The sequence below is a fragment of the Rhodococcus sp. UNC23MFCrub1.1 genome (assembly GCF_000686025.1).
Classification (GTDB): domain Bacteria; phylum Actinomycetota; class Actinomycetes; order Mycobacteriales; family Mycobacteriaceae; genus Rhodococcoides.
In genome coordinates this window covers 265,210-291,678 of the sequence record NZ_JMLQ01000005.1, presented here as the reverse complement: position 1 = coordinate 291,678, position 26,469 = coordinate 265,210, and the positions used below count along the sequence as shown (strand labels likewise).

The 26,469-nt window shown below is 68.2% G+C and carries 24 protein-coding genes; 13 read left to right on the top strand and 11 right to left on the bottom strand.

The genetic code is table 11. The features are described 5' to 3' along the window. On the top strand, positions 1-316 hold a 316-nt coding region (locus tag BR07_RS0114875; RefSeq protein WP_027506128.1), incomplete at its 5' end, for an integrase core domain-containing protein. Here BR07_RS0114875 and BR07_RS0114870 read toward each other — a convergent pair. The 5 genes from BR07_RS0114870 to BR07_RS0114850 form a co-directional block, all read right to left on the bottom strand. Continuing rightward, complete coding sequence (locus BR07_RS0114870) at positions 313-1,395, bottom strand: ABC transporter ATP-binding protein (RefSeq protein ID WP_027506127.1); 1,083 nt, start codon at positions 1,393-1,395, stop codon at positions 313-315. The two genes, BR07_RS0114875 and BR07_RS0114870, sit on opposite strands and share 4 nt — an antisense overlap. A gap of 18 nt (positions 1,396-1,413) precedes the next feature. Next, complete coding sequence (locus tag BR07_RS0114865; protein WP_027506126.1) at positions 1,414-2,736, bottom strand: ABC transporter substrate-binding protein; 1,323 nt, start codon at positions 2,734-2,736, stop codon at positions 1,414-1,416. A gap of 25 nt (positions 2,737-2,761) precedes the next feature. Continuing rightward, positions 2,762-3,655 carry a carbohydrate ABC transporter permease gene (locus tag BR07_RS0114860; protein WP_027506125.1) on the bottom strand — a complete coding sequence of 298 codons (894 nt, stop codon included), beginning with the start codon at positions 3,653-3,655 and terminating at the stop codon, positions 2,762-2,764. Beyond that, on the bottom strand, positions 3,652-4,611 hold the full coding sequence (locus BR07_RS0114855; protein WP_051613419.1) for a carbohydrate ABC transporter permease: 960 nt from the start codon (positions 4,609-4,611) through the stop codon (positions 3,652-3,654). The genes BR07_RS0114860 and BR07_RS0114855 overlap by 4 nt, the downstream gene beginning before the upstream one ends. 76 nt (positions 4,612-4,687) lie before the next feature. After that, positions 4,688-5,620: a L,D-transpeptidase gene (locus tag BR07_RS0114850; RefSeq protein WP_027506123.1), complete on the bottom strand. Its 933-nt coding sequence runs from the start codon at positions 5,618-5,620 to the stop codon at positions 4,688-4,690. A 219-nt stretch (positions 5,621-5,839) separates the two neighbouring features. On the opposite strand from BR07_RS0114850, the gene BR07_RS24740 reads away from it, so the two are divergent. After that, the gene (locus BR07_RS24740; RefSeq protein ID WP_231476370.1) at positions 5,840-7,141 is read left to right on the top strand and encodes an EAL domain-containing protein; all 1,302 of its coding nucleotides are present in this window, start codon (positions 5,840-5,842) and stop codon (positions 7,139-7,141) included. An 11-nt stretch (positions 7,142-7,152) separates the two neighbouring features. Here the strand turns inward: BR07_RS24740 and BR07_RS0114840 are convergent, their stop codons facing one another. Next, on the bottom strand, positions 7,153-8,163 hold the full coding sequence (locus BR07_RS0114840; RefSeq protein ID WP_027506122.1) for a zinc-binding metallopeptidase family protein: 1,011 nt from the start codon (positions 8,161-8,163) through the stop codon (positions 7,153-7,155). A 152-nt stretch (positions 8,164-8,315) separates the two neighbouring features. Between BR07_RS0114840 and BR07_RS0114835 the strand changes: the two genes are divergently transcribed. Together BR07_RS0114835 and nhaA are read left to right on the top strand one after the other, a co-directional pair. After that, positions 8,316-8,876: a Dps family protein gene (locus BR07_RS0114835; RefSeq protein WP_027506121.1), complete on the top strand. Its 561-nt coding sequence runs from the start codon at positions 8,316-8,318 to the stop codon at positions 8,874-8,876. A gap of 85 nt (positions 8,877-8,961) precedes the next feature. After that, entirely contained in the window at positions 8,962-10,836 is a 1,875-nt protein-coding gene (gene nhaA, locus BR07_RS0114830) for a Na+/H+ antiporter NhaA (protein WP_027506120.1), read from the top strand. A gap of 6 nt (positions 10,837-10,842) precedes the next feature. On the opposite strand, the gene BR07_RS0114825 is transcribed toward nhaA, so the two are convergent. Continuing rightward, positions 10,843-11,928: a DNA polymerase domain-containing protein gene (locus BR07_RS0114825; protein ID WP_027506119.1), complete on the bottom strand. Its 1,086-nt coding sequence runs from the start codon at positions 11,926-11,928 to the stop codon at positions 10,843-10,845. A 2-nt stretch (positions 11,929-11,930) separates the two neighbouring features. Then, the gene (locus BR07_RS0114820; RefSeq protein WP_027506118.1) at positions 11,931-12,983 is read right to left on the bottom strand and encodes an ATP-dependent DNA ligase; all 1,053 of its coding nucleotides are present in this window, start codon (positions 12,981-12,983) and stop codon (positions 11,931-11,933) included. Between the two features lie 53 nt (positions 12,984-13,036). Here BR07_RS0114820 and lppU point away from each other — a divergent pair, with 53 nt between their 5' ends. Both lppU and BR07_RS0114805 read left to right on the top strand, forming a co-directional pair. Then, positions 13,037-13,648, top strand: coding sequence for an LppU family putative lipoprotein (lppU, locus tag BR07_RS0114810; RefSeq protein WP_037185985.1), 612 nt, complete (start codon positions 13,037-13,039; stop codon positions 13,646-13,648). Then, complete coding sequence (locus BR07_RS0114805; RefSeq protein ID WP_027506116.1) at positions 13,645-15,072, top strand: DHA2 family efflux MFS transporter permease subunit; 1,428 nt, start codon at positions 13,645-13,647, stop codon at positions 15,070-15,072. Before lppU ends, BR07_RS0114805 begins: the two co-directional genes overlap by 4 nt. A 3-nt stretch (positions 15,073-15,075) precedes the next feature. Here BR07_RS0114805 and BR07_RS0114800 read toward each other — a convergent pair whose 3' ends face one another. Continuing rightward, on the bottom strand, positions 15,076-15,654 hold the full coding sequence (locus BR07_RS0114800; protein ID WP_027506115.1) for a sigma-70 family RNA polymerase sigma factor: 579 nt from the start codon (positions 15,652-15,654) through the stop codon (positions 15,076-15,078). Between the two features lie 231 nt (positions 15,655-15,885). On the opposite strand from BR07_RS0114800, the gene ilvD reads away from it, so the two are divergent. Together ilvD and BR07_RS0114790 are read left to right on the top strand one after the other, a co-directional pair. Next, complete coding sequence (gene ilvD, locus BR07_RS0114795) at positions 15,886-17,619, top strand: dihydroxy-acid dehydratase (protein WP_027506114.1); 1,734 nt, start codon at positions 15,886-15,888, stop codon at positions 17,617-17,619. A gap of 138 nt (positions 17,620-17,757) precedes the next feature. Continuing rightward, complete coding sequence (locus tag BR07_RS0114790) at positions 17,758-18,225, top strand: DUF6764 family protein (RefSeq protein WP_037185983.1); 468 nt, start codon at positions 17,758-17,760, stop codon at positions 18,223-18,225. Positions 18,226-18,311: 86 nt separating this feature from the next. On the opposite strand, the gene BR07_RS0114785 is transcribed toward BR07_RS0114790, so the two are convergent. Together BR07_RS0114785 and BR07_RS0114780 are read right to left on the bottom strand one after the other, a co-directional pair. Next, complete coding sequence (locus BR07_RS0114785; RefSeq protein WP_027506112.1) at positions 18,312-18,983, bottom strand: S1 family peptidase; 672 nt, start codon at positions 18,981-18,983, stop codon at positions 18,312-18,314. A gap of 59 nt (positions 18,984-19,042) precedes the next feature. Further along, entirely contained in the window at positions 19,043-19,804 is a 762-nt protein-coding gene (locus tag BR07_RS0114780) for a DUF6319 family protein (RefSeq protein ID WP_027506111.1), read from the bottom strand. Positions 19,805-19,974: 170 nt separating this feature from the next. Here BR07_RS0114780 and BR07_RS0114775 point away from each other — a divergent pair, with 170 nt between their 5' ends. The 5 genes from BR07_RS0114775 (at position 19,975) to BR07_RS0114755 (ending at position 26,469) form a co-directional block, all read left to right on the top strand. Further along, positions 19,975-20,469, top strand: a complete 495-nt coding sequence (locus tag BR07_RS0114775; RefSeq protein WP_027506110.1) for a pyridoxamine 5'-phosphate oxidase family protein — start codon at positions 19,975-19,977, stop codon at positions 20,467-20,469. A 138-nt stretch (positions 20,470-20,607) separates the two neighbouring features. Then, positions 20,608-22,881, top strand: a complete 2,274-nt coding sequence (locus tag BR07_RS0114770) for a glycerol-3-phosphate 1-O-acyltransferase (RefSeq protein ID WP_027506109.1) — start codon at positions 20,608-20,610, stop codon at positions 22,879-22,881. Beyond that, on the top strand, positions 22,878-24,326 hold the full coding sequence (locus BR07_RS0114765) for an HAD-IB family hydrolase (RefSeq protein WP_027506108.1): 1,449 nt from the start codon (positions 22,878-22,880) through the stop codon (positions 24,324-24,326). The genes BR07_RS0114770 and BR07_RS0114765 overlap by 4 nt, the downstream gene beginning before the upstream one ends. Continuing rightward, positions 24,319-25,368, top strand: a complete 1,050-nt coding sequence (locus BR07_RS24735) for an adenylate/guanylate cyclase domain-containing protein (protein WP_051613418.1) — start codon at positions 24,319-24,321, stop codon at positions 25,366-25,368. Before BR07_RS0114765 ends, BR07_RS24735 begins: the two co-directional genes overlap by 8 nt. Before the next feature lie 9 nt (positions 25,369-25,377). Then, positions 25,378-26,469 carry a spore photoproduct lyase family protein gene (locus BR07_RS0114755; protein WP_027506107.1) on the top strand — a complete coding sequence of 364 codons (1,092 nt, stop codon included), beginning with the start codon at positions 25,378-25,380 and terminating at the stop codon, positions 26,467-26,469.

Below are 26,469 nucleotides of genomic sequence, written 5' to 3'. Positions count from 1 at the left end.
CATCACCATCGCCAGAGTGCTCACCGACAACGGATCCTGTTACCGGTCAACACTGTTCGCCGAAGCACTCGGATCGGTGGTGCACAAGCGCACCCGCCCCTACCGACCGCAGACCAACGGCAAAGTCGAACGGTTCAACCGCACCCTGAACCAGGAATGGGCCTACGCCCACACCTACCTCTCCGACGAAGCCCGCGCAGCGACCTACCAGGACTGGGTCCATCACTACAATCACCACCGACCCCACACAGGCATCGACGGCAAGTCACCCATCGAGCGACTCACCGTCCACAACCTCCCCGCGAAGAACATCTAGCGCTGGCGTAGGCCGGACTCGGGATCGAAGAAATACACCTCACCCGCGTCCGGCCGGACGCGCAGGCGCTCGCCCGCACCGACCACGACACGACGATCCACCCGCACCACCACGCGGCCACCGCGGGCCGTCCAGCCGGCGTCGGCCGGTCCCACCGAGTACGCGAACGACTCCGCGCCCAGTTCCTCGACCAGCTCGGTCGTCAGTTCGACGGCCTCGGTGTCGGACTCGCCCACCAGTTCCCACGATTCGGGGCGGACGCCGACGACAATCCTTCCCTTGTGCGCGGCGGGCACCGGGATGCGCGCGCCGCCCAGGACGGCGTGGCCGTCCACCACGTCCGTCTCGAGCAGATTCATCGCGGGCGAGCCGATGAACGACGCGACGAAGTCGTTGACCGGGTTCGCGTACAGCTCTCGCGGACTCGCGACCTGCTGCAGGAGACCGCCCTTCAGGACCGCGACCCGGTCCCCCATCGTCATGGCCTCGACCTGATCGTGCGTCACGTACACCGTCGTCGTGCCGAGCCGGCGCTGCAACGACGCGATCTGCGACCTCGTGCTCACCCGGAGCTTCGCGTCCAGGTTGGAGAGCGGCTCGTCCATGCAGAACACCTCGGGGCGACGCACGATCGCGCGCCCCATCGCCACGCGCTGACGTTGGCCGCCGGACAGCTTGCCCGGACGCCGGCCGAGGAGGGGCTCGAGCTCGAGCATCCGAGCCGCCTCCTCGACGCGGACGGCCGTGTCCGCCTTCGACATTCCCGCGTTGCGCAGCGCGAATCCCATGTTCTCCGCCACCGTCATGTTCGGATACAGCGCGTAGTTCTGGAACACCATCGCGACGTCACGTTCCTTGGGTGCGAACCCGCTGACGTCCTTGCCGCCGATCTCGATGCGCCCGCTCTCGATCGCCTCGAGCCCGGCGAGCATGCGCAGGCTCGTCGACTTGCCGCATCCCGACGGTCCGACGAGCACGAGGAACTCGCCGTCCGCGATGTCCAGACTGAGCGCGTCCACCGAGGGAGTCGGTGCTCCCGCGTAGCGGTGGGTCGTCTCCACGAAATGTACCGAGGCCATGACAGAGGTGGTCCGCTTCTACTTGGGCAGCTTGGGAGTGATCTGGCGATCGATGATCTGCTGCAACTGATCCTGCACACCCGAGAACGTCGACGCGACATCGGCGTTCTGCAGGGCGATCTGCTCGAGACCCGCACCGATGATCTGATCGCCGCCGGGCACGAACACGCGGGCGTAGTCCTGCGACCGGGTCCGCGCGAGCTGGTCCACCGCGGTCCGCGAGCGGGGGTTCTGCTCGAGGAACGCGACCTCGGAGGCGTCGGTGGCGGACGACTTGCGCACCGGCATGTAGCCGACGTTCTGCGAGAAGTACGCCGTGTTCTCGGTGTTGGTCACGAACTCGATGAACTTGAGCGCGTTGATCTTCCGCTCGTCCGGGATGTTCGCCGGGATGGCCAGTCCGGCGCCACCCGTCGGGCACCCGGGAGTGCCCGCCTCGGCGGGGAGGAACGCCGTGCCGAAGTCGAACTTCGCGTTCTTCGTGATGCCCGACAGGTCGCCGGTCGACGCGATGGTCGAGCCGAGCAGGCCCGCGGAGAAGTCGTTGGCGATGTCGTTGGACACGGCCGCGTACTTCTTCGTGTGGATCATGTCCTTGAGGAAGTTGCCGGCCTCGATGGTGCGCTCGTCGGTGAACTTCAGATCGAACTCGTCGGAGTAGCTGCCGCCGAACGTCCAGATCGGGCCCTCGAAGGTCCACCCCAGGTAGTCCTCCGCGTTGCCCCAGCCGTGCGCGAGCTTGCCGGATCCGATGGCGCGCTGAATCTCCGGGCCCCACTGGTCGAACTCCTGCCACGTGGCCGGCCCGCGATCCGGGAGTCCGGCAGCAGTCCACACCTCGCGGTTGTAGTAGAACAGCGGGGTCGAGCGGGCGTAGGGCAGCGCCCACGTCTTGTCGTTCCAGTTGTAATCGGCGACGAGCGAGTCGACGTAGTCGCTCGTGTTCACGCCCGCCTGCGAGAACAGGTCGTCCAGCGGCGAGATCGCGCCGAGCAACGCGAAGTTGAACCACCACACGTCCGAGAGCAGCACGACGTCCGGCAGCGACCCGCCCGACAGCGCCGCGTTGAACTTCTGCGCGATCTCCTCGTAGTTCTTGCCGCCGTCGACCATCTGCACCGTCAGGTCGGGATTGGCGGTCTGGAAGCGCGAGATGAGCTCGTTCTCGATGTCCTTCGAGCTGCCCGGGTGGGACGACCAGAACGTGATCGTACTGGCATCGCCACCACCGGACGACGACGAGCTGCTCGTCGAACTCGTTCCGGCACAAGCGGTGAGGGCGGCACCGGCGGCGACGGCACCGGACAGTCCGAGGAATCCGCGGCGAGAGAATGGCTGCATCATGTGCTCCTTGTTCATAGGTTGGTCAGCCCTTGACGGCGCCGGAAGTGAGGCCCTTGATCATGTGACGCTGGAGAGCCAGGAAGACGATCAGAATGGGGAGCATCGTCAGGACGGTGCCGGCCATGACGGGCCCCCAGTTGGTGACGCCGTCGTTGTTCTGCAACTGGGTCAGGCCCACCGGCAGCGGCGCGACGGACGAGTCGTCCGACATCAGGAACGGCCAGAGGTACTCGTTCCACTCGTTCACCACGGTGATGGTGGCGAACGCGACCATGGTCGGGCCCGACAACGGCAGGACCACCCGGAACAGCAGGCGGACCGGGCCGGCGGCGTCCATGCGGGCGGCCTCGATGATCTCCTGCGGTATCGACAGGAAGTGGTTGCGCATGAGGAACGTTCCGAATGCCACGCCCGCCAGCGGCACGATGATGCCCTGGAAGGTGTTGCGCCACCCCAACTGCGCCACCAGCGCGTAGTTGGAGATCACCGTGATCTGGTTCGGCACCATCAGTGCGGCGATGATCACGAGGAAGACGATCGTCTTGCCGGGAAAGCGCAGGAAGACGAGGCCGTAGGCGCTGAGCACGCCCAGCGCGAACTTCACGACGGCCAGGATGCTGGTGATGATCAGGGAGTTCTTCAGGAACGTCCAGAACGGAACGGTGGTCGTCGCCTCGTCGTAGTTCTCCGGGCGGAACACCGCGGGCCACCAGACCGACGGCTGCACGTAGATGTCACCGCGCTCCTTGAACGAGGTGACGACGATCCAGAAGAGCGGCAACCCGATGATGACGATGACCACGACCATCGCTGCGTAGCCGAAGAGTGTGGAGAGTCGACGACGCCGGGCGGCGTCCCGCGCCGGGCGGGCATCGTCGGCAGTGGCGGCGGCCGGTGCCCTGTCGATCACGCTCATCGCGCGTCACCTCGATCCATGACTCGCACCTGCAGGACGGTGATGATCAGCAGCACCAGGAACATGATCGTGGCGACGGTCGCGCCGTAGCCCGCCCGGAAGTTCCTGAATGACTCCTCGTACACCTGATAGACCATCGTGGTGGTGCCGGTACCCAGCGGACCGCCCCGCGTCATCACGTTGATGATGTCGAAGACCTGCAACGAGTTGAGCATGACCGTGATGGACAGGAAGAACGTGGTGGGACGCAGCTGAGGAAGCGTCACCTTGCGGAACGTCGTCCACCGGCTCGCGCCGTCGATCTGCGCGGCTTCGGTCAGATCCTGCCGAAGACCCTGCAGCGCTGCGAGATAGATGACGAAGGCGTAGCCCAGGTTCTTCCACAGGTACGTCACGGTGATCATGAACAGCGCCCACCCGGGGCTCTGGTAGAAGTCCGGCACTCCCTCGAAGCCGAACCGCCGCATGACGTCCTGGATCAGGCCGAAGTTCGGATCGAACACGAACTGGAACGCCACACCGATGGCCGCGCCGGAGATGACGAACGGAGCGAAGACGGCCGACCGGACGATGTTACGGCCGCGCAGCTTGCGATCGAGGAGCATCGCCAGGACGAGTCCGAGGAGCATGCTGCCCGCCACCGCCGCGATGGTGAAGATGACGGTGTTCGACACGATCTGCCACGTGTCGCTGCGCCCCCACCATTCGCGATAGTTCGAGAGACCGATGAAGGTCGACGTCGGCGACGAGATGTTCCAGTCGAAGAACGAGAGCCTGATGTTGTCCAGCAGCGGCCGGTAGGTGAACACGCCCAGCAGGACCAGGTTCGGCCCGACCAACACCAGGAACAGCGCGTAGTCGCGCCACGGTCGACGGAGGAAAGATCGTTGTGCGGGTGGCAGTTCCGGCAAGGTGCGCTGGACCACCGGCCGCGATCGCGGCGGGCTTGCTCTCACCGGTGGGACACTAGCGTAGGTAAAGCGAACGAATGGTGAACATGGACCGATCAGTATCGGTCCGAGATGTGATCGTTCAGAGTTGCCAGTCGCCGAGGCCGTCGCGGCCGTTCAGAATGCCGCCGTCGGTGTTCTGCACCACCACCGGATCACCCTTCTGGGCCGTCTCGAAGAACCATTTCGCGTCCTCGGTGCTGACGTTGAGGCAGCCGTGGCTGACGTTCTCGACACCCTGGCTGTCCACCGACCACGGCGCGGCGTGGACGAAGATGCCGCTGTTCGACATGCGGGTGGCGTACTCCACGTAGGTCCGGTAGCCCTCGGGCGCATCGACCGGCACGCCGTAGGTGGACGAGTCCATGTACATGTCGCGGAAACGCTCGCCGACGATGTAGGTGCCGTTGGGCGTCTCGTGGCCGACCTTGCCCATCGAGGTGGGCATCGTGCGCACCACCTCGCCGTTGCGCGTCACCGTGATGGTCTTGGTGTCGTCGTCGGCCGTCGTGACGATCGCGTCGCCGACGGTGAAGGTGGACGACGCATCTCCCGCGGTCACCGTCACGGTCGTGTTCGCCGGCCAGAAGACGTCGGGTCGCCAGCGGACCTGGCTGTCGGAGAACCAGAAGAAGCGGCCGGCGACGTCACCGGCGGACGTGGTCACGTCGATCGCCCGCTCGGCGACCGCGCGGTCGTCGATCGGGGCGGCGAACCGGACGATGATCGGCTGCGCGACACCGACGACCTCGCCCGCGGACGGGTTCAGTGCGGGAGCGGAGAAGTTCGCGGGACCACGCGGCGCCTCGACGGGTGCGGGCGGGGCGACCGGCGGTGTCGGGACACCGGGCGCGGGGGCGGTGATGCCGGGGATCGGCGGGAGCGAGATGTCCGGGCCACCGGGCCACAGCGGCGCCGCGGACGCGGGCACGGCCACCCCGACGGTGACGGCGGCCGCGGCGAGGACGCCTGCAGCCGAACGAGCGAGGAAACGAACCGAACGTCGAGCACCCATGCTTGTGAACCATCCCTAGCGAAGTCGCTGTACCTGATCGCACCGCAATTAACACATACGGGTGGTCCCCATCGCCAATCGGGTAATGTGGTGAGACACCCGGGAGGGCGCTGACTGCGCCGTGTCGGGATGACGTAGGACTCCTGTCAAACCACGGCGGCGGTCGAGGGTCGAGCACGTTCCTCGCGAACGCGCCGACATGACGGAAGGGCACACGCCGTGGTGATCGACGACCGAACCAACACAGCCGGAAGCAGGCCGGCCCGTCCCGTGCTGTTCTCCGGCGACCGGGACGGGGGCGGACTCAGCGATCTGCTCGGTCCCGAGAGCCTCCGCACGTCGTTCCAGCGCATCATCGATCTGCAGACCGATGCCATCGTCGGGTACGAGGCGGTCGTTCTGGGTCCCGCCGACTCGTCGTTCGCCGACCCCGTGTCACTCGCGTCGGCCGCGAAGTCGATGGGCATGACACCCGACCTCGACGCCGCGCGGTGGAACGGAGCGCTCAGCGAGGCCGCGCGCGCCGAGCTTCCTCGTGAACTGCCCCTGTTCATCGCGGTCGACCCCGACTCCCTCACGGAACTGCCCGACCTGCGGGACCACGACATGGGCGGCGCGGTGCTGCAGTTCGACGAGACCGCGCTCATCCGACGACCGGCGCACCTGATGCAGGTGGTCGCCGAGGTCCGACGACTCGGCTGGGCCATCGCCGTCGACCACGTGGGAGTACGGCCCGAGTCCCTCGCTCTGCTCCCGCTGCTCGAGCCGGACGTGATCAAGCTGGACCGGACCCTCCTGGCCACACGCCCCAATCGCTTCACGGCCCGCGTGGTCAACGCCGTGGCGGCCCAGGTGGAGCGCACCGGCGCCGTGGTAATGGCCGAGGGCATCGACACCCCACGAGCAGCGCTCACGGCGCAGGCCATGGGAGCGCGTGTCGGCGAGGGCTCCCTCTACGGATCGACCACCGACCTCTCCGTCGACAGTCCCGTGGGATCACCCCTCGAGTTCGAGATCGCGCGCGATCGCGGCTTCACCCCGATGTCGACGCCGTACAACCTGGCTGCCGGCGGTCGCGACGTACGCCGCGCGAGCAAGCGTCTGCTCATCGAGATCAGCAAGAACCTCGAGGCGATGGCGACCGACAGCCAGCAGACCGCGCTGATGCTCGGAGCGTTCCAGCACGTCAAGCACTTCACGCCCATCACCGGACGACGGTGGGAGCTGATGGCCATGAACGCGACGCTCGTCGGCGCGCTCGCGGAGGACATCGGGACCGAGCCTGCCCCGAAGATCCGCGGCGCCAACCTCGCCGCGTCGGACGCGTTGCGCGAGGAATGGGACGTCGTCGTGCTGACGCCCCACTTCTCCGCGGTGCTCGCTGCCCGCGACCTCGGCGACACCGGACCCGACATGGAACGTCGGTACGACTACGTGCTGTCCCACGACACGACGCTCACCATCGAGTGCGCGCGGTCCCTCATCGCCCGGCTGCCTCCCGAACGAAGCGGTTCCTGGTAGAAGGCGCCTGCTCAGACCTCGTCGGGGACGATGACGGAGTGGACGAAGCGCATCTTCTCCAGCACCTTCGCCGGCAGGACGAAGGGGTAGAGGTCCTGGTGTCCCATGGACCTGTTCAGCTGGTTGAGTGCCCACGTGAGCGGTAGCCACCAGTCGATGATCCGGCTGAAACCGACGTCGCCGGCCAGTGGCGCCTCGAAGGTGGATCCGGCGGGCGCGAAGGCGTAGGCCGCAGCGGTGTCCAGGGTGTCCCGGATGTGCAGGTAGTGGGCGAACGTCTCCGCCCAGTCCTCGGCCGGATGCATCGTCGCGTAGGACGACACGTAGTTCTTCTTCCAGCCGTCCGGTGCACCCTCGCTGTAGTGCCGATCCAGTGCCGCCTGGTAATCGTCGTCCGGGTTGCCGAAGAGTTCCTCGAACCGCGCGCGATGCTCACCGCTGCCGATCAGCACCATCTGATAGAAGTGGCCGATCTCGTGCCGGAAGTGGCCGACGAGCGTGCGATAGGGCTCGTCCATCGACACCCGCAGCTGCTCGCGGTGCACGTCGTCGCTCTCGGCGAGGTCCAGCGTGATCAGACCGTTGGCATGACCGGTGATGACGTTGCGGTTGGCGCTCGAGAGCAGGTCGAAAGCGAGACCACCCTCGGGGTTCTCGTCCCGCCCGATGATCGGCAGGTGCAACTCGTCGAGCTCGAGCACCACCCGGCGCTTCGCCGTCTCCGCGGACGCGAACTCGGCGATGGCCTCCTGGTCGGAGTCGGCGGGCCGCGTGCGGGTGAGGGCGCAGGACAGGCACAGCGTGTCCCCGTCCGTCGCGTCGACCAACCAGTTGCACTGCGCCAACTTGATGTTGGCGCAGCGTCGCCAGGTGGTGCCGTCCACGACCACGGACAGATCGTCGTCGAGCACCTGCATGCTGCGACTCGGCAGGTGGAATCCCAGCCTGCTGTCACAGCTCAGGCAGATGGAGTTCTCGAACGACAGCTGTTGACCGCACTTGCGGCAGAAGAAGACTCGCATGACTCGTGGAACACCCTTCTCGACAACGCTACGACGCTCAGCCTACGCAGATGCGGGGTCGCTCCGGACCACACCGAGACCATGCCCCCGAGCCGGTGTGACCTGCGACGCCGGGGGGTTTGAACGAGGGGCCGACGGTGAATCCACGGTGCATGACTGACACGACGCAGAAGACGGCCTCGTACACCGTTCCCGGCATGGACGTCGCCGACGGTGCCCATGTGGCGGAGGTCCTCCAGGACCGCCTCAACGCCCTGAATGACCTGCATCTGACGCTCAAGCACGTGCACTGGAACGTCGTCGGACCCAACTTCATCTCCGTCCACGAGATGCTGGATCCCCAGGTCGAGGCCGTGCGCGGCTTCGCCGACGACGTCGCGGAGCGCATCGCGACGCTGGGCTCGTCCGCACTCGGCACCCCCGGCACCATCGTCTCGCAGCGCAAGTGGGACGACTACAGCATCGGCCGCGCGCCGGCCATCGAGCACCTCGGCGCGCTCGACCTCGTCTACTCCGGCGTGATCTCGGACTACCGCGCGGCGATCGAGGAGGTCGGCAAGGTCGACCCCGTCACCGAGGACCTGCTCATCGGACACAGCGGCCAGCTGGAGCTGTTCCACTGGTTCGTGCGTGCGCACCTCGAGAACGCGGGTGGCCAGCTCTCGACGGCCGGCGCCGGTTCCGAGAAAGAAGCGGCACGCGACGCGAGCTGACACTCCGTCTCCACCGCACGAGCTCACAGCGCCGCACCCCGCGAGGGGTGCGGCGCTGCTGTAGTTTCGTGCGGTGACGGAGTCGATCACCGCGCATCGGACGCGGTTCAGAGGCCTGGTCGACAAGATCGCCGACGCGCGTCGGGGAGACAGCAGCGAGACCGTCGCTGCCGCGTTCCTCCTCGTCGCCACCGTGGTGGCGCTGATCTGGGCGAACTCGCCGTGGGGTGAGACCTACCAGTCGTTCTGGCACACCCCGCTGTCGATCACGCTGGGTGATCAGGGCATCGAGCTCGACCTGCAGCACTGGGTCAACGACGGTCTGATGGCGCTGTTCTTCTTCGTCGTCGGGCTCGAGGTGAAGCGGGAGTTCGCCATGGGCGAGCTCCGCGACCGGTCCCGCGCCGCCGTTCCCATCGTGGCGGCGATCGCCGGGCTCGCACTGCCCGCGGCGTTGTTCCTTCTCCTCAATCCCACCGGGCCCGAGGCCGCGGCGTGGGGTGTCGTGATCTCGACCGACACCGCGTTCGTGGTCGGGCTCCTCGCGGTCGTCGGACCCGCCCGAGCCGTGCGTCTGCGCATCTTCCTGCTGACCCTCGCCGTCGCCGACGACGTCGGCGCACTCGCCATCATCGCGGTGTTCTACACCGACGAACTGCGGATCGGGCCCCTGCTCGTGTCCGTGGCGGGCCTCGCTCTGATCGCGTCGCTGCGCGGCCTGCGGGTGTGGCGCGGCGCGGGCTACGGACTCGTCTCGGTGGTCACCTGGGTCGCCATGTACGAGTCCGGCGTCCACCCCACTCTCGCGGGCGTCATGATCGCCCTGATCCTGCCCGTCTACCCGCCGCAACGGCGTGAGGTGGAACATGCCGCCGCGCTGACCCGCGCGTTCCGGCAGTCCCCCAATCCGGAGTACGCCCGCGCCGCGCGGCTCGGACTCGAGCGCGCCGTCTCGGTGAACGAGCGGCTGATGCGGCTCTACCAGCCGTACACGGCCTTCATCATCGTGCCGATCTTCGCCCTCGCGAACGCGGGTGTGGTCCTGAGCTCGGAGACGCTGCGTGCCGCCGCCACGTCGTCGCTGACCTGGGGCATCGTCGTCGGCCTGGTGCTCGGCAAGTTCGTCGGCATCACGACGGCGAGCGTGGCGTTCGCGAAGCTCCGGCCGGGATCCATGACGCCGGGGCTCACCTTCCCCCAGATCGCCGGCGGCGCCGCGCTCTCCGGCGTGGGATTCACCATCTCGCTGTTCATCGTCGATCTCGCGCTGGACGACCCGGCTCTTGCAGATCAAGCCCGCGTCGGCGTGCTCAGTGCCTCCGTGATCGCCGCGCTGCTCGGCTGGCTGGTGTTCTCGCTCGGCAACCGATTCGCGCCGCCGCCCGCGGAACCGTCACTGGACCTCCTCCGCCGCGTGAGCCCGAAGCGGGACCACATCCGCGGACCGGTGGACGCGCCGCTCACCATCGTGGAGTACGGCGATTTCGAGTGCCCGTTCTGCAGCAAGGCGACCGGAAGCACGCGCGAGGTGCGGGAACACTTCGGAGACCAGGTGCGCTACATCTTCCGCCACTACCCGCTCGACGACTACCACCCGCATGCCCGGTACGCGTCCGAGGCGTCGGAAGCTGCTGCGGCACAGGGCAAGTTCTGGGAGATGCACGACACGCTGTTCCTGCACAGCGACGCCCTCGAGCGCGACGACATCGACCGCTACGCCGCGGACCTCGGGCTCGACATGGATCGCTTCGAGGACGACCTCCGGACCGGCGACTTCGTCACCCGCGTCGAGGACGACGAACTCGACGCGCTCACCAGCGAGCTACCGGGGACACCGATGTTCTATCTCGGCGTCGAGGGCCGGGTTCCGCAGCGCCACAGCGGCCCACACGACGCCGCGACCATCATCCGCGAGCTCGAGGCGATGCGCGCAGCCGCCCGCCGGCCTGTCGCCGACTGACGTCGCCTACTCCTGCGCCCGGTTGCCGTCCTCGTCCCAATGGGCGGCCACCTTCTTCGACGGCTGGACGCGGGGCGGCTCGCCGGGCATCTTGGGGTAGTCCGGGGGGAAGTTGAGTTCGCCGCCGGGCAGCGTCTCCCACAGATCGAGCAGCGGAGCCAACGAGTACGCCTCGTCGTCCATCGACGCCCAGGGATCGCCGTCCTGCAGGTAGTCGGGGACGGTGACCAGGGAGTACTCACGGGGGTCGCTGGTCTCGGCGAGGCGCTCCCAGGTCAGCGGCGTCGACACCGGGGCGCCGGGACGCGCCCGCAGACTCCACGCACTCGCGATGGTGCGGTCCCTGTTGTTCTGGTTGTAGTCGATGAAGAGGCGCGCACCGCGCTCCTCCTTCCACCAGGCCGTGGTCACGCCGTCGTCGCGGCGTTCGAGTTCACGGCCCAGGCCGATCGCGGCGTGACGCACGTCCTCGAACGTCCACTCCGGCCGGATCCGCACGTACACGTGGATGCCGCGGTTGCCACTGGTCTTCGGGTAGCCACGAAGACCCAGTTCCTCCAACAGTTCTCGCGTCACCAGAGCGACGCGGCGGGCGTCGGTGAACGAGGTTCCCGGCTGGGGATCGATGTCGATGCGCAACTCGTCGGGACGGTCGACCTCGGGCCGACGGACCGGCCACGGGTGGAAGGTCAGGGTGCCCATCTGGGCGGCCCACACCAGCGACGCCGGCTCGGTGGGACACAGTTCCTCTGCGCGCCTCCGGCTCGGGAACGTGATCTCGACGGTCTCGACGAAATCGGGTGCACCTCTGGGCAATCGCTTCTGATAGAAGCCGTCGCCACCCTTGTCCTGCGGGCCGGTGGCCAGGCGCATCCCGTCGCGATACCCGTCGGGCCAGCGCTCCATCGCGGTGGGACGGTCCCCCAGGGCGCGCATCAACGGCTCGCCCACCGTCGAGAAGTACTCGCACACCTGCAGTTTGGTGATGTCCGGTGTGCGGTCCGTGGCCTCGTAGATGATGCGGTCCGGACTCGAGACCTTCACCTCACGCTCGCCGACCTGCAGCATCACGGGCGTCGACTTCGCGGCCACGGTCAGGACCTCTCGAGGATGTCGGAGACGTCGTAGTCCGCGGGCACGTCGAGCTGGTCGTACGTGCAGCTCAGCGGATCCCGGTCCGGGCGCCAGCGGACGAAGCGCGCGGCGTGGCGCAGCCTGGACTTCTCCATCTGGTCGTAGGCCACCTCGAGAACCCGCTCGGGCCGCACCGGGATCCACGTACGGTCCATGCCGGAGCGCCAGCGGGTCTGCTCGCCGTCGGAGACGATGTCGTCACCGAGCCGCAACGGTTCCAGTTCCTCGAGGTAGGACAACCGCTTCGCGTCCGTGAACGCGGACGCGCCGCCGATCATCTGGAGCTGGTCACCGTTGTAGAGACCCAGCAGCATCGACCCGATACCGTTGCCGCTCTTGTGAATGCGGTACCCGATGAGAACGCAGTCGGCCGTGCGGGCGTGCTTGACCTTGATCATCTCGCGCTTGTTCGGCATGTACACGCCGTCGAGCCGCTTGGCCACGACTCCGTCCAGTCCCGCTCCCTCGAACCGGTCGAACCAGTCGGTGGCCAGAGCGGCGTCCGCGGTCACGCGCGTCACGTGGCACCGCGGCTCGGTCCGACCCGTGTCGAGGATCGTCTCCAGGCGGGCACGCCTCTCGGCGAAGGGAAGACCGGTCAGGTCCTCGTCACCGAGAGCCAGGAGATCGAATCCGATGAACTGCGCGGGGGTCTTCTCGGCCAGCATCCGCACGCGACTGTCGGCGGGGTGGATCCGCTCGGACAGCGAGTCCCAGTCGAGCCGCCACGATCCGTCGGTCTCGAGAGCGACCACCAGCTCGCCGTCGACGACACATCGTTCGGGCAGTTCCTCGCGCACGGCGTCGACCATCTCCGGGAAGTACCGGGCCAGGTCCTTACCACCGCGTGACCCGAGCACCACCTCGTCCCCGTCACGGAAGACGATCGTGCGGAAGCCGTCCCACTTCGGCTCGTAGGACCACGCCGGATCCCCCGAGTCGGGCTGGTCGGGGACCGTCTTGGAGGCCTTGGCGAGCATGGGCTGCAACGGGGGTGAAACGGGGAGGTCCACCGCTCAATACTTACACGTCGGACAAACGGCGCAACGGGCTTACAGTGTCGTCCATGACGATTTCTCGGCGACCGGGAACGCGGCGCGCTCCGGCCGTTCTCCTCGTGCTGACGGCGGTCGCCCTGCTGGCAGGGTGCTCGTCGACGATCACCGGTACCCCCGTCGCTCAGCAGGGCTCCGTACCCGCGTCCGAGGTGCCCGAGTTGCCGAACGATTCGATCCTCCCGCCGGTCCCCACCACTGCGTCCGGCACCGGCGGCGACGTCTCCATCGACGCGCAGGCGGGTGACTGCGTGCGTCTCGGCGGCACGGTCGACGAGGCCACCATCGAGGAGGCCGCGTGCGGGTCTCCCGAATCGAACTACCGCGTGGTGTCTGCCGAGGTCTCCACCGACTTCTGTCCCGGTGACGTCGACCAGACGTACTACGAGACGCTCGCCGGCATCGAGCAGGGCGCGCTGTGCCTCGACATCGACTTCGTGGTCGGGGGATGCATGGATCTGGGCACGCCCGACCCGGAGCGCTCGGACTGCGACGCCCCGATGATCGGCGGTGTCCGGGTCGTCGACGTCCTGCAGGGCACGACCGACGCGTCGGAATGCCCGTCGTCACGCAGTTACGTCTACGACGAGCGCGCCTTCGTCGTCTGTCTCGACGACCAGTGACCTCGCCCTCGCCGACCGTCCCCCTGTCGTCGGCGCGCGGCCGGTGGATCGTGCTGGCCACGGTGCTGGGATCGACCCTGTCGCTGCTCGACGGAACCGTGGTCACCATCGCCCTCCCCGACATCGGGACCGAACTGGGCGCCGACGTCAGCGGGCTGCAGTGGACGGTCACCGGCTACACCCTGACGCTCGCCGCGTTCGTGCTGCTGGGCGGCTCGCTCGGCGACCGTGTCGGACGGCGGCGCATCTTCGTCCTGGGCACGATCTGGTTCGCGGTCGCGTCGGTCGCGTGCGGTCTGGCGCCGAACGTCGAGTTCCTCGTGCTCGCTCGTGTCGTGCAGGGCATCGGCGCTGCGTTGGTGACGCCGGGTTCGCTGGCGATCCTGTCGGCCTCGATCGACCCGAAGGATCGGGGTGCGGCCATCGGCCTGTGGTCGGGCTTCGGTGGCATCGGGTCCGCGGTGGGCCCGCTGCTAGGCGGCTGGCTCGTGGAGATCGCCGGGTGGCGGTCCATCTTCCTGCTCAACGTGCCGCTCGCCGTCGCGGTCGTCGTCGTCGCGTTGCGCCACGTGCCCGAGACGCGAGACCCCGAGACCTCCGGCCGACTCGACGTCCCCGGAGCTGCCGTCGTCGCCCTCGCTCTCGCGGCACTGACCTACGGGGCGATCGACGGACGGTGGCCGATCATCGCGATCGGCCTGGTCGGGCTGGCCGTGTTCGTGGTCGTCGAGCGCCGGACGGCCCACCCTCTGGTGCCGCCGTCGCTCTTCTCGTCCAGGGTCTTCGTCGCGGCGAACATCGTGACCTTCGCGGCCTACGCCGCGCTCGGCGGCGTGTTCTTCCTGCTGCTGCTGCAACTGCAGGTCGCGCTCGGCTACTCGGCCCTCGCCGCCGGCACGGCGACACTGCCGATCACCGCGGCGCTCCTCCTGCTGTCGGCGCGCGCCGGCGCGCTGGCCGGCCGCATCGGACCTCGTCTGCCCATGACGGTGGGACCACTGGTGGCCGCGGTCGGGCTGGTACTCATGATCCGCATCGAGCCGGGATCGACCTACCTCGGTGCCGTGCTGCCGGCCGTCGTCGTGTTCGGCGTGGGGCTCTCCCTGCTCGTGGCGCCACTCACCGCGGCCGTCATCGGTGCGGCACCGGCATCGCACGCGGGTACCGCGTCCGCGGTGAACAACGCGGTCGCGCGCACGGCTCAACTGCTCTCGGTCGCCGCGATTCCCGGCATCGTCGGCATCTCCGGGCAGCTGGATCCCGCGCAGTTCTCGTCGGGATTCCGCGCCGCGATGCTCATCTGTGCGGCCATGCTGGCTCTCGCCGGGGCACTCGCCGCCGTCTCGATCCGCACACATCGCCCGACGGGTCGCACACCGATGCACTGCGACGTGTCCGGGCCGCCCGTGACGGACGGCCGCTGACGGTCACTCCGCCAGGCAGGCCACGCGGGGATCGACGCGCATCTTCGCGAGTGCGCTGCGGATCCGCGACTTCATCGTCGACACCGGCACGCCCATACGATCGGCGGCCTCCGCGTACGTGAGACCTTCGAAGAACGCCATGAACAGGCATTCCCGCTGCCGGCCACTCAGTTCCTGCATCGCGTCGAGCACCGGACGGCGGTCGAGGAAGCGGTCCGACGTGTCGTGGATCCCCACGGCGGCGTCGAGCATCGCGTACTTCGACTCGCGATCGGTCCGCGACTGCTCGGACCGCACGCGGTCGATGGCTCGCCGGTGCGCCATGGTCACCAACCACGCCGCCGGCGACCCCTGTTCGGGCGAGAACGTGGGGGCCTTCTGCCACACCTCGAGGTAGACGTCCTGGACGCACTCCTCGGAGAATCCACGATCGCGGAGCACCCGGAGCACGGCTCCGTAGACGCGGGAGGACGTCGCGTCGTAGAACCGGGCGAACGCCTGACGGTCACCACGGCCGACGGCCTGGAGCAGAGCCGACAGTTCCGCCGTCGAGCGAGCCGCGGGCCGAGGCGCGGGAGACACCGCAGAATCATCCGTAAGCGGCTGTGCAACAAGTGTATTCACGGTCTTCACCTCGATCCGTCGAACGCGGGACGTGCTCTCGATAGGCATGACGATGCCAGCGCTACCACGCGGTAGCGCATCGCGAGTGTCGCGATCGGGTCACTGGTTGATAACGGAACGGTCACGGTGGCTGAGGTCGAGTCCGGTACCCGATGATCGGTGATTCCGGTGCGGTCTAGGGTTTTTGCCATGAGCAGCACCCCCGCAGACGCCACCACCTCCACCAGCGCCGACACGGCCGACGTCAAGCCCCGCAGCCGCGACGTCACCGACGGTCTCGAGAAGACCGCAGCGCGCGGCATGCTGCGCGCGGTCGGCATGGGCGACGCGGACTGGGGCAAGTCCCAGATCGGCGTCGCGTCGTCGTGGAACGAGATCACCCCGTGCAACCTCTCGCTCGATCGCCTGGCGAAGGCGGTCAAGGAGGGTGTGCACACGGGCGGCGGCTATCCCCTCGAGTTCGGCACCATCTCCGTGTCCGACGGCATCTCCATGGGCCACGAGGGCATGCACTTCTCGCTGGTCTCCCGTGAGGTCATCGCCGACTCGGTCGAGACCGTGATCAGCGCCGAGCGCCTCGACGGCTCCGTGCTGCTGGCCGGCTGCGACAAGTCGCTGCCCGGAATGCTCATGGCGGCCGCGCGCCTCGACCTCGCGAGCGTCTTCCTCTACGCGGGCTCCACTCTTCCCGGTTTCGCGACGCTCTCGGACGGCAGCGAGCACCAGGTCACCATCATCGACGCGTTCGAGGCCGTCGGCGCCTGCTCGCGCGGCCTGATGTCGCGTGAGGACGTCGACACCATCGAACGCGCGATCTGCCCCGGCGAGGGCGCCTGTGGCGGTATGTACACCGCCAACACGATGGCCAGCGCGGCCGAGGCCATGGGCATGTCGCTCCCCGGCAGCGCCGCCCCGCCCGCTCCCGACAAGCGTCGCGACGGATTCGCTCGTGCCAGCGGCGAGGCCGTCGTCGAACTGCTGCGTCGCGGCATCACCACGCGCGACATCATGACGAAGGAAGCGTTCGAGAACGCCATCGCCGTCGTCATGGCCTTCGGCGGTTCCACGAACGCCGTGCTGCATCTGCTCGCGATCGCGTACGAGGCAGGTGTCGAACTCACCCTCGACGATTTCGTCCGCGTCGGCGCCAAGGTGCCGCACCTCGCCGACGTGAAGCCGTTCGGCCGCCACGTCATGACCGACGTCGATCGCATCGGCGGCGTTCCCGTCGTCATGAAGGCCTTGCTCGACGCCGGCCTGCTGCACGGCGACTGCCTCACGGTCACCGGCAAGACGGTGGCGGAGAACCTCGCCGACATCGCCCCGCCGGATCCCGACGGTCTGGTGCTGCGCGCGATGAGCGAGCCGATCCACCCGACCGGCGGCATCACGATCCTGAAGGGCTCGCTGGCTCCCGGCGGCGCCGTCGTGAAGTCGGCAGGCTTCGACTCCGACGTCTTCGAGGGCACCGCCCGCGTCTTCGAGCGTGAGCGCGCCGCGATGGACGCTCTCGAGGACGGCACCATCACGTCCGGCGACGTCGTCGTCATCCGGTACGAGGGCCCCAAGGGCGGCCCGGGCATGCGCGAGATGCTGGCGATCACCGGAGCCATCAAGGGCGCGGGCCTCGGCAAGGACGTCCTGCTGATGACCGACGGTCGGTTCTCGGGTGGCACGACGGGCCTGTGTGTCGGGCACATCGCTCCCGAGGCCGTCGACGGCGGACCGATCGCGTTCGTCCGCGACGGCGACCGCATCCGCCTGGACGTCGCGAACGGCACGCTCGACCTGCTGGTCGAGGACGCCGAGCTCGAGTCACGCAAGGCGGAGTGGGCACCGCTTCCGCCTCGCTACACCCGTGGCGTGCTGGCCAAGTACTCCAAGCTCGTGGGGTCCGCGTCGCAGGGCGCCGTCTGCAGCTGAGACCGCGCGGTGACAAGACCGTGACCTGACCGTGACCGTCGGCAGAGTTGGCTGATACCCGGCGGGGGCATTCTTCGAGGACAAGACGCGGCAACGATCGTTGCCGTCGATCGTTTTCGGGAGAGGGCAACCCACGTCATGTCAGTCGTCAAGAGAACCATCGCCGGAGCGTTCACCGTCGCACTCGGTGTCGCCGCATTCCTGCCCGCCACCGCCTCGGCCGCACCGGTCACGGCATGCCAGGCACCATTCGGTGCGGACGCCGTGCCCGCCGGTGGCCTGTGCTCGGCGACCAGTGACGCCTCCAGCGCCGCTGCCGCCTACGGTGACGCGTCCGCCGACGCCAGCCGCAACGCCCTCGCCCTGGCGCTCGGCCTCAACGGCGGCATCGCCAGCAGCTCGGCCGTCGGTTACGCGGCACCGGCCGCCATCGCGTTCGGACCGGGTTCCGTCGCCGAGGCACTCGGCCTGAACCCGGGTCTGTCCATCGCCATCGCGGCACCGGGCTCGACCGTCACGGTCGACTCCCTCGGCGGCGTCACCTGCGACGGCCCCGGATTCGCCGGCGACCTCACCACGCTGAAGGCGTGCCTGCGCGTCAACTGATCCACAGCTCCACCCAGCCGACACGACGAAGGCCGTGACCCCCTCTCGGGAGTCACGGCCTTCGTCGTGTGGCTGGGGTCCGGCGATCAGCCCGTGACGGTGAACCCGGTACCGACGCCGCCGCCGCGGTTGATGTCGTCGAGCACCGTCTGGATGTTGGTGCCCACCTCGGGACCGATGCACGGGATGCCCAGGTACGCGTTGACCATGCCCACCAACGTGGTGCCGGCGACGACCGGGCCGCCCGAGTCACCCTGCTGGACGCAGATCTGCGTGTAGGTGCGGTCGTTCTGGAAGAGCTCCCCGTAGGTGATGCCGCACGTGTTACCGGTGGTGCGGCCCTCCTTGCACATGATGCCGGGGAAGGTCGCGGGCGCCCCCACGCCCGTGATGGTCACGTTGCCGACGCGGTTGGTCGGTGCGACGCGGCCCCGATCGAACTCGATGACGGCGTAGTCGAGGCCGGGGACCGAGCTCACGATGCGGCCGACGGCGCCCGCGTCGGGCAGGTACTCGGCGCCGATCAGATCACCGGGAACGCCGCAGTGACCTGCGGTGATGCCGACGAGTCGACCGGCGGCGTCGTTGCCGATGGTGGTCAGTGTGCAGTCGAACTTGCCCTTGCCGGTGCTGTCTGCGACGAGCACTCCGGATCCGCCACCGAGCACGGCGACGGGTGCGGCCGACGCGGTTCCGGCGCCGATCCCGCCGGCGAGCGCCAGCGCTGTGGTGGCAACGAGCACGAGTTTCTTGAGCATGTATCCCCTCCGAGGTCACGCACACCGTAGCAATACGCGGGACCCGGAACGCGACGCTTCTACTGGTTCTTCAGTCGATCGAGCGCGCGGCGTGCCTCGTCGAGTTCCCGACTCAGGGCCTCGACCCGCTCGAGCGCGGCAGCACGAGCCGCCTCGATCTTGTCCTCGACGGCAGCGGAAGCCACATCGTCGCCCAGTTCGCGGATCGCGCGGAGGACCCGGTCTGCCGTCACGTCCGACGGCTTGGCCAGCTTCTTCGCACCGTGCGACACGGTGACGGTCCACTGATCGTCGGGCCCCGACGTCACGGTCACCGACACCGGCGCGGGCTGCGCCTTCGTGCGCCGAGCCGGCCGAGCCGCGGGCTTCACCGACGTCTCCGGCGCGAGAGCCGGCGTGGCCACCGACTTCTCGGGTGCTGCTTTCTCGGGCACGGGAGTCTCCGATCGGGGCGTCGCTGCATGTGGGACGACGGGGGGTGGGACCACGGCGGGGCGGGTTGTCGGGCGCGCCGCCGTCGTGCGCGGAGCGACCTTCGTGGCTTTGCGCGCCGGCGCCGGCGCGTCCTTGCTCAGACGCAACTCGTCCGCCTCGTACGGCAGCTGGTCGTCGATGCCCTTGGGGCTCACCGTCACCGTGGTGCCGTCGACCGAGATCACCCGCGCCGAGGCGCCCGCCTCGAGGCCGAGGGACGGCGTCGCCTCCCGCAGGTAGACGGTGACGCGGCGACCGGCCGCGAGCCCCGCCTCGAGAGTCGAGAGGTCCTCGGCGGACAGCGCCTCGCCGGGTCGGGGGGCGCGGCGCCGGGCGGGAGCGCTCATGATCGGGTGCCTCTCGTCGTGAGTGGAGCGGGTCGTGGCTGGGGATCGGCGAGTCCGGGCGTGGGGCAGAACGGACGCGACAGAAGTTTTGCACGACCCACCGACACCGTTCGACGCACCGAGTCCTGCACGTCCGGTTGCGCCACCACCACCGCGGGTAGCCGTGCCCCATGACTACTGACGAGAGAACCGAAGGCACCGCCCGCGTCGCAGAACTGCTGTCCGACGCGAAGCTCTGCATGTTCACCACCCACGGCACCGACGGCCACCTGAAGGCGAGGCCGATGGCTCTGCAGGAGACCGAGTTCGACGGCGATCTGTGGTTCTTCGCGGCGAACGACTCGAGGAAGGTGGCCGACATCCGCTCCGATCCGTCGGTCAACGTCTCGTTCCAGTCGGGCACGTCGTGGGTCTCGCTGTCGGGGCGCGCGAGCGTGGTGCTGGACGACGCGAAGAAGAAGGATCTCTGGAGCCAGGGCGTCGCCGCGTGGTTCGAGAACGGTCCCGAGTCCGACGAGGTCGTCCTCATCCGGGTGGAGTCGGAGGGAGCCGAGTTCTGGTCGGCGCCGGGGTCCAAGGTCTCGACGCTCATCGCGTACGCCAAGTCGCGCATCACGGGCGACAAGCCGGACGTGGGTGACAACGAGAAGGTCGACATGTCGTGACGGAGGCACCACTTCGGTTCCGCGGCCGGGGCGGCTCGTGAAAGTGGCACCGGGGTACCTGTCCCGGGCGTAGCGTTGCGGACCATCACGTGCACGGCCCACCACCGGTGGCGCATCGGAGGGGGAAGGCGAGCGGACATGTCTCAACTGGATTCGACCGAGCATCCGCTGACGGGGAGATCCTCGTCCTCCGACGATCAGGTCTTCCTCATCGACGCGGTCTCCGACGTCGACGTCCACGCGGCCGACGACTGGATCGACCGCCACCACGGTGACGGCCGTCCGGAGTCGGTCGTCATGACGGGCAAGGCCCTCGACGAACTCACCGAGCGGGCCGGTGGCGCTGATCCACTCATCACTCCGTTGCGGGTGAGCTGGACCAAGGCTCCGCGTAAGGGATTCGGTCTCCGGGTGGGCCGGGCACGCCGCGGTGAGCCGCGCATCATCGAGGGTGAGCCCGCCTCGTTGTCGGCGCTGCGTGAGCGGTTCGAGGCGACGGCCGGCCGCTCCCTGTCGTCCTACATCGCGCGGCAGGCCAGCCTCACGCTGGACAAGGCCGAGCGTGAGGTCATCGGCAGCGAGTACAAGGTGCCGCGGTTCGTCGTCGAGGAGATGACGGAGCGCTCGCAGTTCCGCGCCGATCTGGCGGAGTTGGCGGCCTCGGTGGACACCCCGGTGTCGGCGGTCAATGCTCGGGTTCACGAGATCCTCGACGAGATGGTGGCCACCGAGAACAAGGGTGCCGTCGAACTCTGGGGCCAGCTCGGTGCCTTCTTCTCGCGGGCCTACCGCGTCGAGGTGGACACCGAGAAGCTCGCCGAGCTGCGCGATCTGGACAAGTCGTTCCCCCTGGTCTTCCTGCCGAACCACCGCTCCTACCTCGACCCGCTGGTTCTGCGCCCCGCCCTGCTCGAGCAGGGCTTCCCGCTCAATCACGTCATGGGCGGCATCAACGTCGGGTTCTGGCCCATCGGCCCGCTCGCGAAGCGCAGCGGTGTGGTGTTGATCCAGCGCAAGTTCTCCGACGCGGTCTACAAGTGGACCCTGCGCCAGTACATGAGCTTCCTGTTGAGCAAAAAGTTCAACCTCGAGTGGTACATCGAGGGTGGCAGGTCTCGCACCGGCAAGCTCCGGCCTCCGCGCTTCGGCCTGCTCACCTACCTCTTCGACGCGCTCGAGAACAGCACGGCGGCCGATGCGTACCTCGTCCCGACGTCCATCACCTACGACCGGTTGCACGAGGTCGGCGAGATGGCGAAGGAGTCGCACGGTGCGACGAAGCAGGCCGAGGGAATCCGGATGGCCATCGGGTACGTCCGCGCCCAGGGCCAGTTACGCGGAACCGTCTACCTGCGGTTCGGGACTCCGATGTCGGCACGGCAGTTCCTCGACGAGTACGACGACAAGCGGGTCGCGGTGCAGCGTGCGGCGCTGGCGGTGTCGCACGCCATCAACGAGTCCACTCCGGTGACGCCGGCGGCGCTGGTGGCGATGGCGATGCTCGGTATCGAGGACCGCGCGCTGAACAAGCGTGAGATGTGGTCGATCATCGAGCCGTTGGCGTCGTACATCCAGCAGCGTGGTCTCCCGACGGCGGGTGGGGTGGATCTGACCGACATCGACGTCATGACGGCCGCTGTTCGCGCGCAGGTCGCGGCCGGTGTGGTGCGGCGCTTCGACGACGGCCCGGAGCCGTTGTTCCTGCTCGCGCAGGACAAGCATCTCGTCGCGTCGTTCTTCCGCAACAACGCCATTCACTTCTTCGTGATGCGGGCGATCGGCGAGTTGGTGGTGTTACGCACCGAGGACTGCCCCACGGGCGAGGTGGCCGCCGACGATCTGTGGAAGTCCGCGCTGGAACTGCGGGACATGCTGAAGTTCGAGTTCTTCTTCGGCGAGAAGCGTGAGTTCGGGGAGCGCCTCGAAGCCGAGGTCGATCTCATCGATCCGCACTGGCGCACCGGTCTCGATCGACCCGGATACGCGCTGAAGTCGTTGCAGTCGCAGCCTTTTCATCTGGCGCACCGGGTACTGCAGCCGATCTTCGAGGCGTATCAGGTGGTGGCCGACCAGCTGCTCACCCTCACACCGGGTGCGAAGTTCGACAAGGTGTCGTTCCTCGACGACTGCCTGGGCGTCGCGCAGTCGCGGCGACTCCGACAGCAGCTCGAGCACAGCGAGGCCATCTCGAACGAGCTCTTCGACACCGCCCTGCAGTTGGCCGACAATCGTGGTCTCCTGTCCACCGAGGACGACGACATCGCCTCCCGCCGTCAGGAATTCGCTGCGGACATCGCGGCGTGGGGACGTGTGAGCAGACGTATCCGCACGATGGTGCACGTGGCCCTCGACTCCGTCGACGGTGCGGACGCACCCGATCGACCAGACAACGCTTCCGGAGGACACCGGTGACCAGCACTCACCCAGCACACACGTTCCAGGATCTACTCGACGAGGTCGCACAGGCTCCGAAGGGTCCGGACGTGGTGGCGTTCTTCGATTTCGACGGCACCGTGATCGACGGTTACTCCGCGACCGCCGTGTTCAAGGAACGTCTTCGCCGCTTCGACGTCGACCTGTTCGAGCTGTGGGAGATCAGCAGCGCCGTCGTGGAGATGAGGGTGCGCGGGACCACCGTCGACAACCTGATGGACAAGGCCGTGCACGCGTTGGCCGGCAAGACGCACGACGAGTTGATGGAGCAGGCGCAGCGGCTCTTCCGCTCCGAGATCGCTTCGCAGATCTTTCCGCAGGTCCGCACCCTCGTCGCCGCGCATCGCCGGGCCGGTCACCGCGTCGTGATGTCGACGTCCGCAACCCCGTACCAGGCTCAGCCCGTGGTCGACGACCTCCGTTTCGACGACCTGATCTGCACCCACCCCGAGATCGGGCCGGACGGCGTCCTCACCGGCCTCCTCGACGGCCGGTCGCTGTGGGGTCCGCGCAAGGCCGAGGGAATCGAGGACTGGGCGACGGCCGAGGGCGTCGACACGTCCGTGTGTTTCGGCTACTCCAACGGCATCGAGGACGTCCCGATGCTCGAGACCGTCGGTCGTCCCGTCGCGCTCAACGCGGACCCCGAACTCGACCGCACAGCGCGTGACCGCGGCTGGTCCCGTGTCCAGCTGCGCAGGCCCACTCGCGGAGCCGATCTGACGTCCACCGTGCGCAGCGTCGCCGCCCTCGGCTCGGTCCTGGCGAGTGCCGGACTGGGTGCGACCCTGGGCGTGCTGAGCGGCAGCCGCCGAGTGGGCGCCAACGTCACCAACGCCGTCGCACCGGAGGTCGCTCTGGCCCTCACCGGCATCACGGTGAACGTGGTGAACGAGGAGAACGCCTGGAGCCACCGACCGGCGGTGTTCCTGTTCAACCATCAGTCCACGATGGACATGATCGTCGTCGCCCGCGTCCTGCGTCGGGACATCACGGCCGTCGCGAAGAAGGAACTGAGCCGCGACCCCCGGTTCGCCCCCCTCGGGGCTCTCTTCGACGTGGCCTACGTCGACCGATCGAACAACGCCGCGGCGCGCGAAGCGATGAAGCCGGCCATCGACAAGCTCCACAGCGGCGTGTCGGTGGCCGTGGCCCCGGAGGGCACCCGCATGCCGACGGAGCGGTTGGGGCGCTTCAAGAAGGGCGGGTTCCATCTGGCCATGGCGGCCGGGGTCCCGGTGGTTCCCCTGATCCTCCAGGGAGCGGGCGACGTGATGTGGAAGTCCTCGTTCACCGCGCACTCCGGCACCGTCACCGTCACTGTGGGAGAACCGATCCCGACGACGGACTGGACGGCGGAGACACTGGACGAGCACATCGCGGAGGTCCGGGCGGTCTACGAGCGGACTCTCGACCATGCCTGACCAGGGCCCACCGGACGCCGGCCGGCCCACCTTCCGGCAGAACGAGGTCGAACAGACTCTGCTGGGAGAGGAACCCACGTACACCCGCGATCAGGTCGCCGAGCTGGCGAACGTGGATCTCGAACGCGCGCAACAACTGTGGATCGCCATGGGCTTCCCGGTCAGCCCGGATCCGGACGCCGTCATGTTCACCGATGCCGACATCGAGGCGCTGCGCCTGCTCACGACACTCGTCGACGAGAACGTCGTCGAGAAGTCGATGGAGGTGGCGGTCGCGCGGACGCTGGGGCAGTCGATGTCACGACTGGCCGAGTGGCAGGTGGGCGTCGTCAACTCCTACATCCGCTCGCGCATCGCTGCCGACGCCGCCGATCCGGACGCCATTCGATCGGAGTCCCGGGTCACCGCCGCAGACACGGTGCCCACCATGGAGAAACTGCAGAACTACGTGTGGCGGCGCCATCTCGCCGCGGTGGCCGGGCGCGCACTGTCCGTCGAGTCGAGCGGGGAGACCGACACGGTGCTCGCGGTCGGCTTCGCGGACATGGTCGGCTACACCTCGCTCACCCGTCGACTCGATGTCTCCGAGCTGACCTCACTGCTCGAGGAGTTCGAGTCGGTGGCCACGACGATCATCGCCCGCGGCCACGGATCGGTGGTGAAGAACGTCGGCGACGAGGTGATGTTCCAGACCACCGACCCCCGGGACGCGGCACGGATCGCCCTGGAGCTGCACGACGCCTTCGCCGACCGGGACGACGTTCCCGCGCTGCGCGTCGGCATCGCCGTGGGTCCGGTGCTCGCCCGCTTCGGCGACCTGTACGGGTCCGTGGTCAACATGGCCGCCCGCCTGACCAGCAACGCACACCCCGGCACGGTGCTGGTGGACAGCGAGACGGCCGACGCGCTGTCGGGCGAGGACGAGTTCTACCTCAAGTCGCTACGCCCCCTGCGGGTGCGCGGTTTCAGCAAGCTACGCACCTACGCGCTGCGTCGCAATCGCGATCACCAGCGGGAAGGATCGCGCGACACCGAGCGTTGACATCGGGTGATGACGGATGCACTGCTCACTCCGACCCGCCTGTGGACACCCCGGCGGGTGATGATCACCAAGTCGGCGGCCGAACTGCCACACACCGCCGAGATCGTGCGGCGGTGCGAGGCGGCGGGTGTGTCGGACATCGACGTCCTCCCGGCGGATCGCCTCACGGGGCTGCGCGGCGAGTCCGAGCGGGAGACCTACGCGCGGGCGAAGTCGACGCTCGCGGTCGTGGTCGCTCCGCCCAGTGCGCTGAAGCCGCAACCCATCCCACCCAGCGCCGACTGGCGCATCGACCTGGCGAAGGGCTGCCCGGCGCACTGCCAGTACTGCTACCTCGCCGGCTCGCTGTCGGGCCCACCTGTCACTCGGGTGTACGCCAATCTCGACGACGTCCTGGCCCCGATCGCGACGCATGTCGGCCGCGGCACCATCACCAGCGGCACCGTCGAGCGTGGACACGAGGGCACCACCTTCGAGATGTCCTGCTACACCGACCCTCTCGGCATCGAGCACGTCACCGGATCACTGGCCGCCGCTATCTCGCGGGTCGGTGCCGGCGAGTTCGGACCCGGCGCCTCCCTCCGCTTCACCACCAAGTTCGACGATGTCACCGAGTTGGTCGGCCTCGACCACGGCGGGCGTACCCGGGTGCGACTGTCGGTCAACGCCCGCGACATCGGGAACCGTTTCGAGGGCGGCACGGCTCGGATGCCCGCGCGCATCGCGGCGCTGCGTGCGCTCGCGCAGGCGGGGTACCCGGTGGGCGTGACCATCGCTCCGATCATGCCCGTGCCCGGCTGGCGCGAGCAGTACGGCGAGCTCCTCGCCGACATCGCGGCGGCGCTGGCCGACGTCCCGGACGTCGACCTCACCGCCGAGATCATCACGCACCGGTTCACTCCGTCGAGCAAGGACGTGCTGCTGAGCTGGTACCCGGCCACGAAGCTCGAGATGGACGAGGACTCGCGCTCGGCCAAGCGGTCGAAGTTCGGGGGCGTCAAGTACGTCTACCCGAAGGACACCATGGCGGAGATGAAGAGCTGGTTCACCGAGGAACTACGGGACGTCCTGCCCGCGGCGCAGCTCCTGTACTGGACCTGA

What these genes read in the sequence shown, in the direction of transcription:
- BR07_RS24735 (WP_051613418.1), top strand. Translation starts at nt 24,319, where the DNA reads ATGCCTGACCAGGGCCCACCGGACGCCGGCCGGCCCACCTTCCGGCAG.
- BR07_RS0114865 (WP_027506126.1), bottom strand. Translation starts at nt 2,736, where the DNA reads ATGCAGCCATTCTCTCGCCGCGGATTCCTCGGACTGTCCGGTGCCGTC.
- ilvD (WP_027506114.1), top strand. Translation starts at nt 15,886, where the DNA reads ATGAGCAGCACCCCCGCAGACGCCACCACCTCCACCAGCGCCGACACG.
- lppU (WP_037185985.1), top strand. Translation starts at nt 13,037, where the DNA reads ATGACGATTTCTCGGCGACCGGGAACGCGGCGCGCTCCGGCCGTTCTC.
- BR07_RS0114870 (WP_027506127.1), bottom strand. Translation starts at nt 1,395, where the DNA reads ATGGCCTCGGTACATTTCGTGGAGACGACCCACCGCTACGCGGGAGCA.
- BR07_RS0114775 (WP_027506110.1), top strand. Translation starts at nt 19,975, where the DNA reads ATGACTACTGACGAGAGAACCGAAGGCACCGCCCGCGTCGCAGAACTG.
- BR07_RS0114755 (WP_027506107.1), top strand. Translation starts at nt 25,378, where the DNA reads ATGACGGATGCACTGCTCACTCCGACCCGCCTGTGGACACCCCGGCGG.
- BR07_RS0114785 (WP_027506112.1), bottom strand. Translation starts at nt 18,983, where the DNA reads ATGCTCAAGAAACTCGTGCTCGTTGCCACCACAGCGCTGGCGCTCGCC.
- BR07_RS0114840 (WP_027506122.1), bottom strand. Translation starts at nt 8,163, where the DNA reads ATGCGAGTCTTCTTCTGCCGCAAGTGCGGTCAACAGCTGTCGTTCGAG.
- BR07_RS0114770 (WP_027506109.1), top strand. Translation starts at nt 20,608, where the DNA reads ATGTCTCAACTGGATTCGACCGAGCATCCGCTGACGGGGAGATCCTCG.
- BR07_RS0114850 (WP_027506123.1), bottom strand. Translation starts at nt 5,620, where the DNA reads ATGGGTGCTCGACGTTCGGTTCGTTTCCTCGCTCGTTCGGCTGCAGGC.
- BR07_RS0114860 (WP_027506125.1), bottom strand. Translation starts at nt 3,655, where the DNA reads ATGAGCGTGATCGACAGGGCACCGGCCGCCGCCACTGCCGACGATGCC.
- BR07_RS0114790 (WP_037185983.1), top strand. Translation starts at nt 17,758, where the DNA reads ATGTCAGTCGTCAAGAGAACCATCGCCGGAGCGTTCACCGTCGCACTC.
- BR07_RS0114780 (WP_027506111.1), bottom strand. Translation starts at nt 19,804, where the DNA reads ATGAGCGCTCCCGCCCGGCGCCGCGCCCCCCGACCCGGCGAGGCGCTG.
- BR07_RS0114835 (WP_027506121.1), top strand. Translation starts at nt 8,316, where the DNA reads ATGACTGACACGACGCAGAAGACGGCCTCGTACACCGTTCCCGGCATG.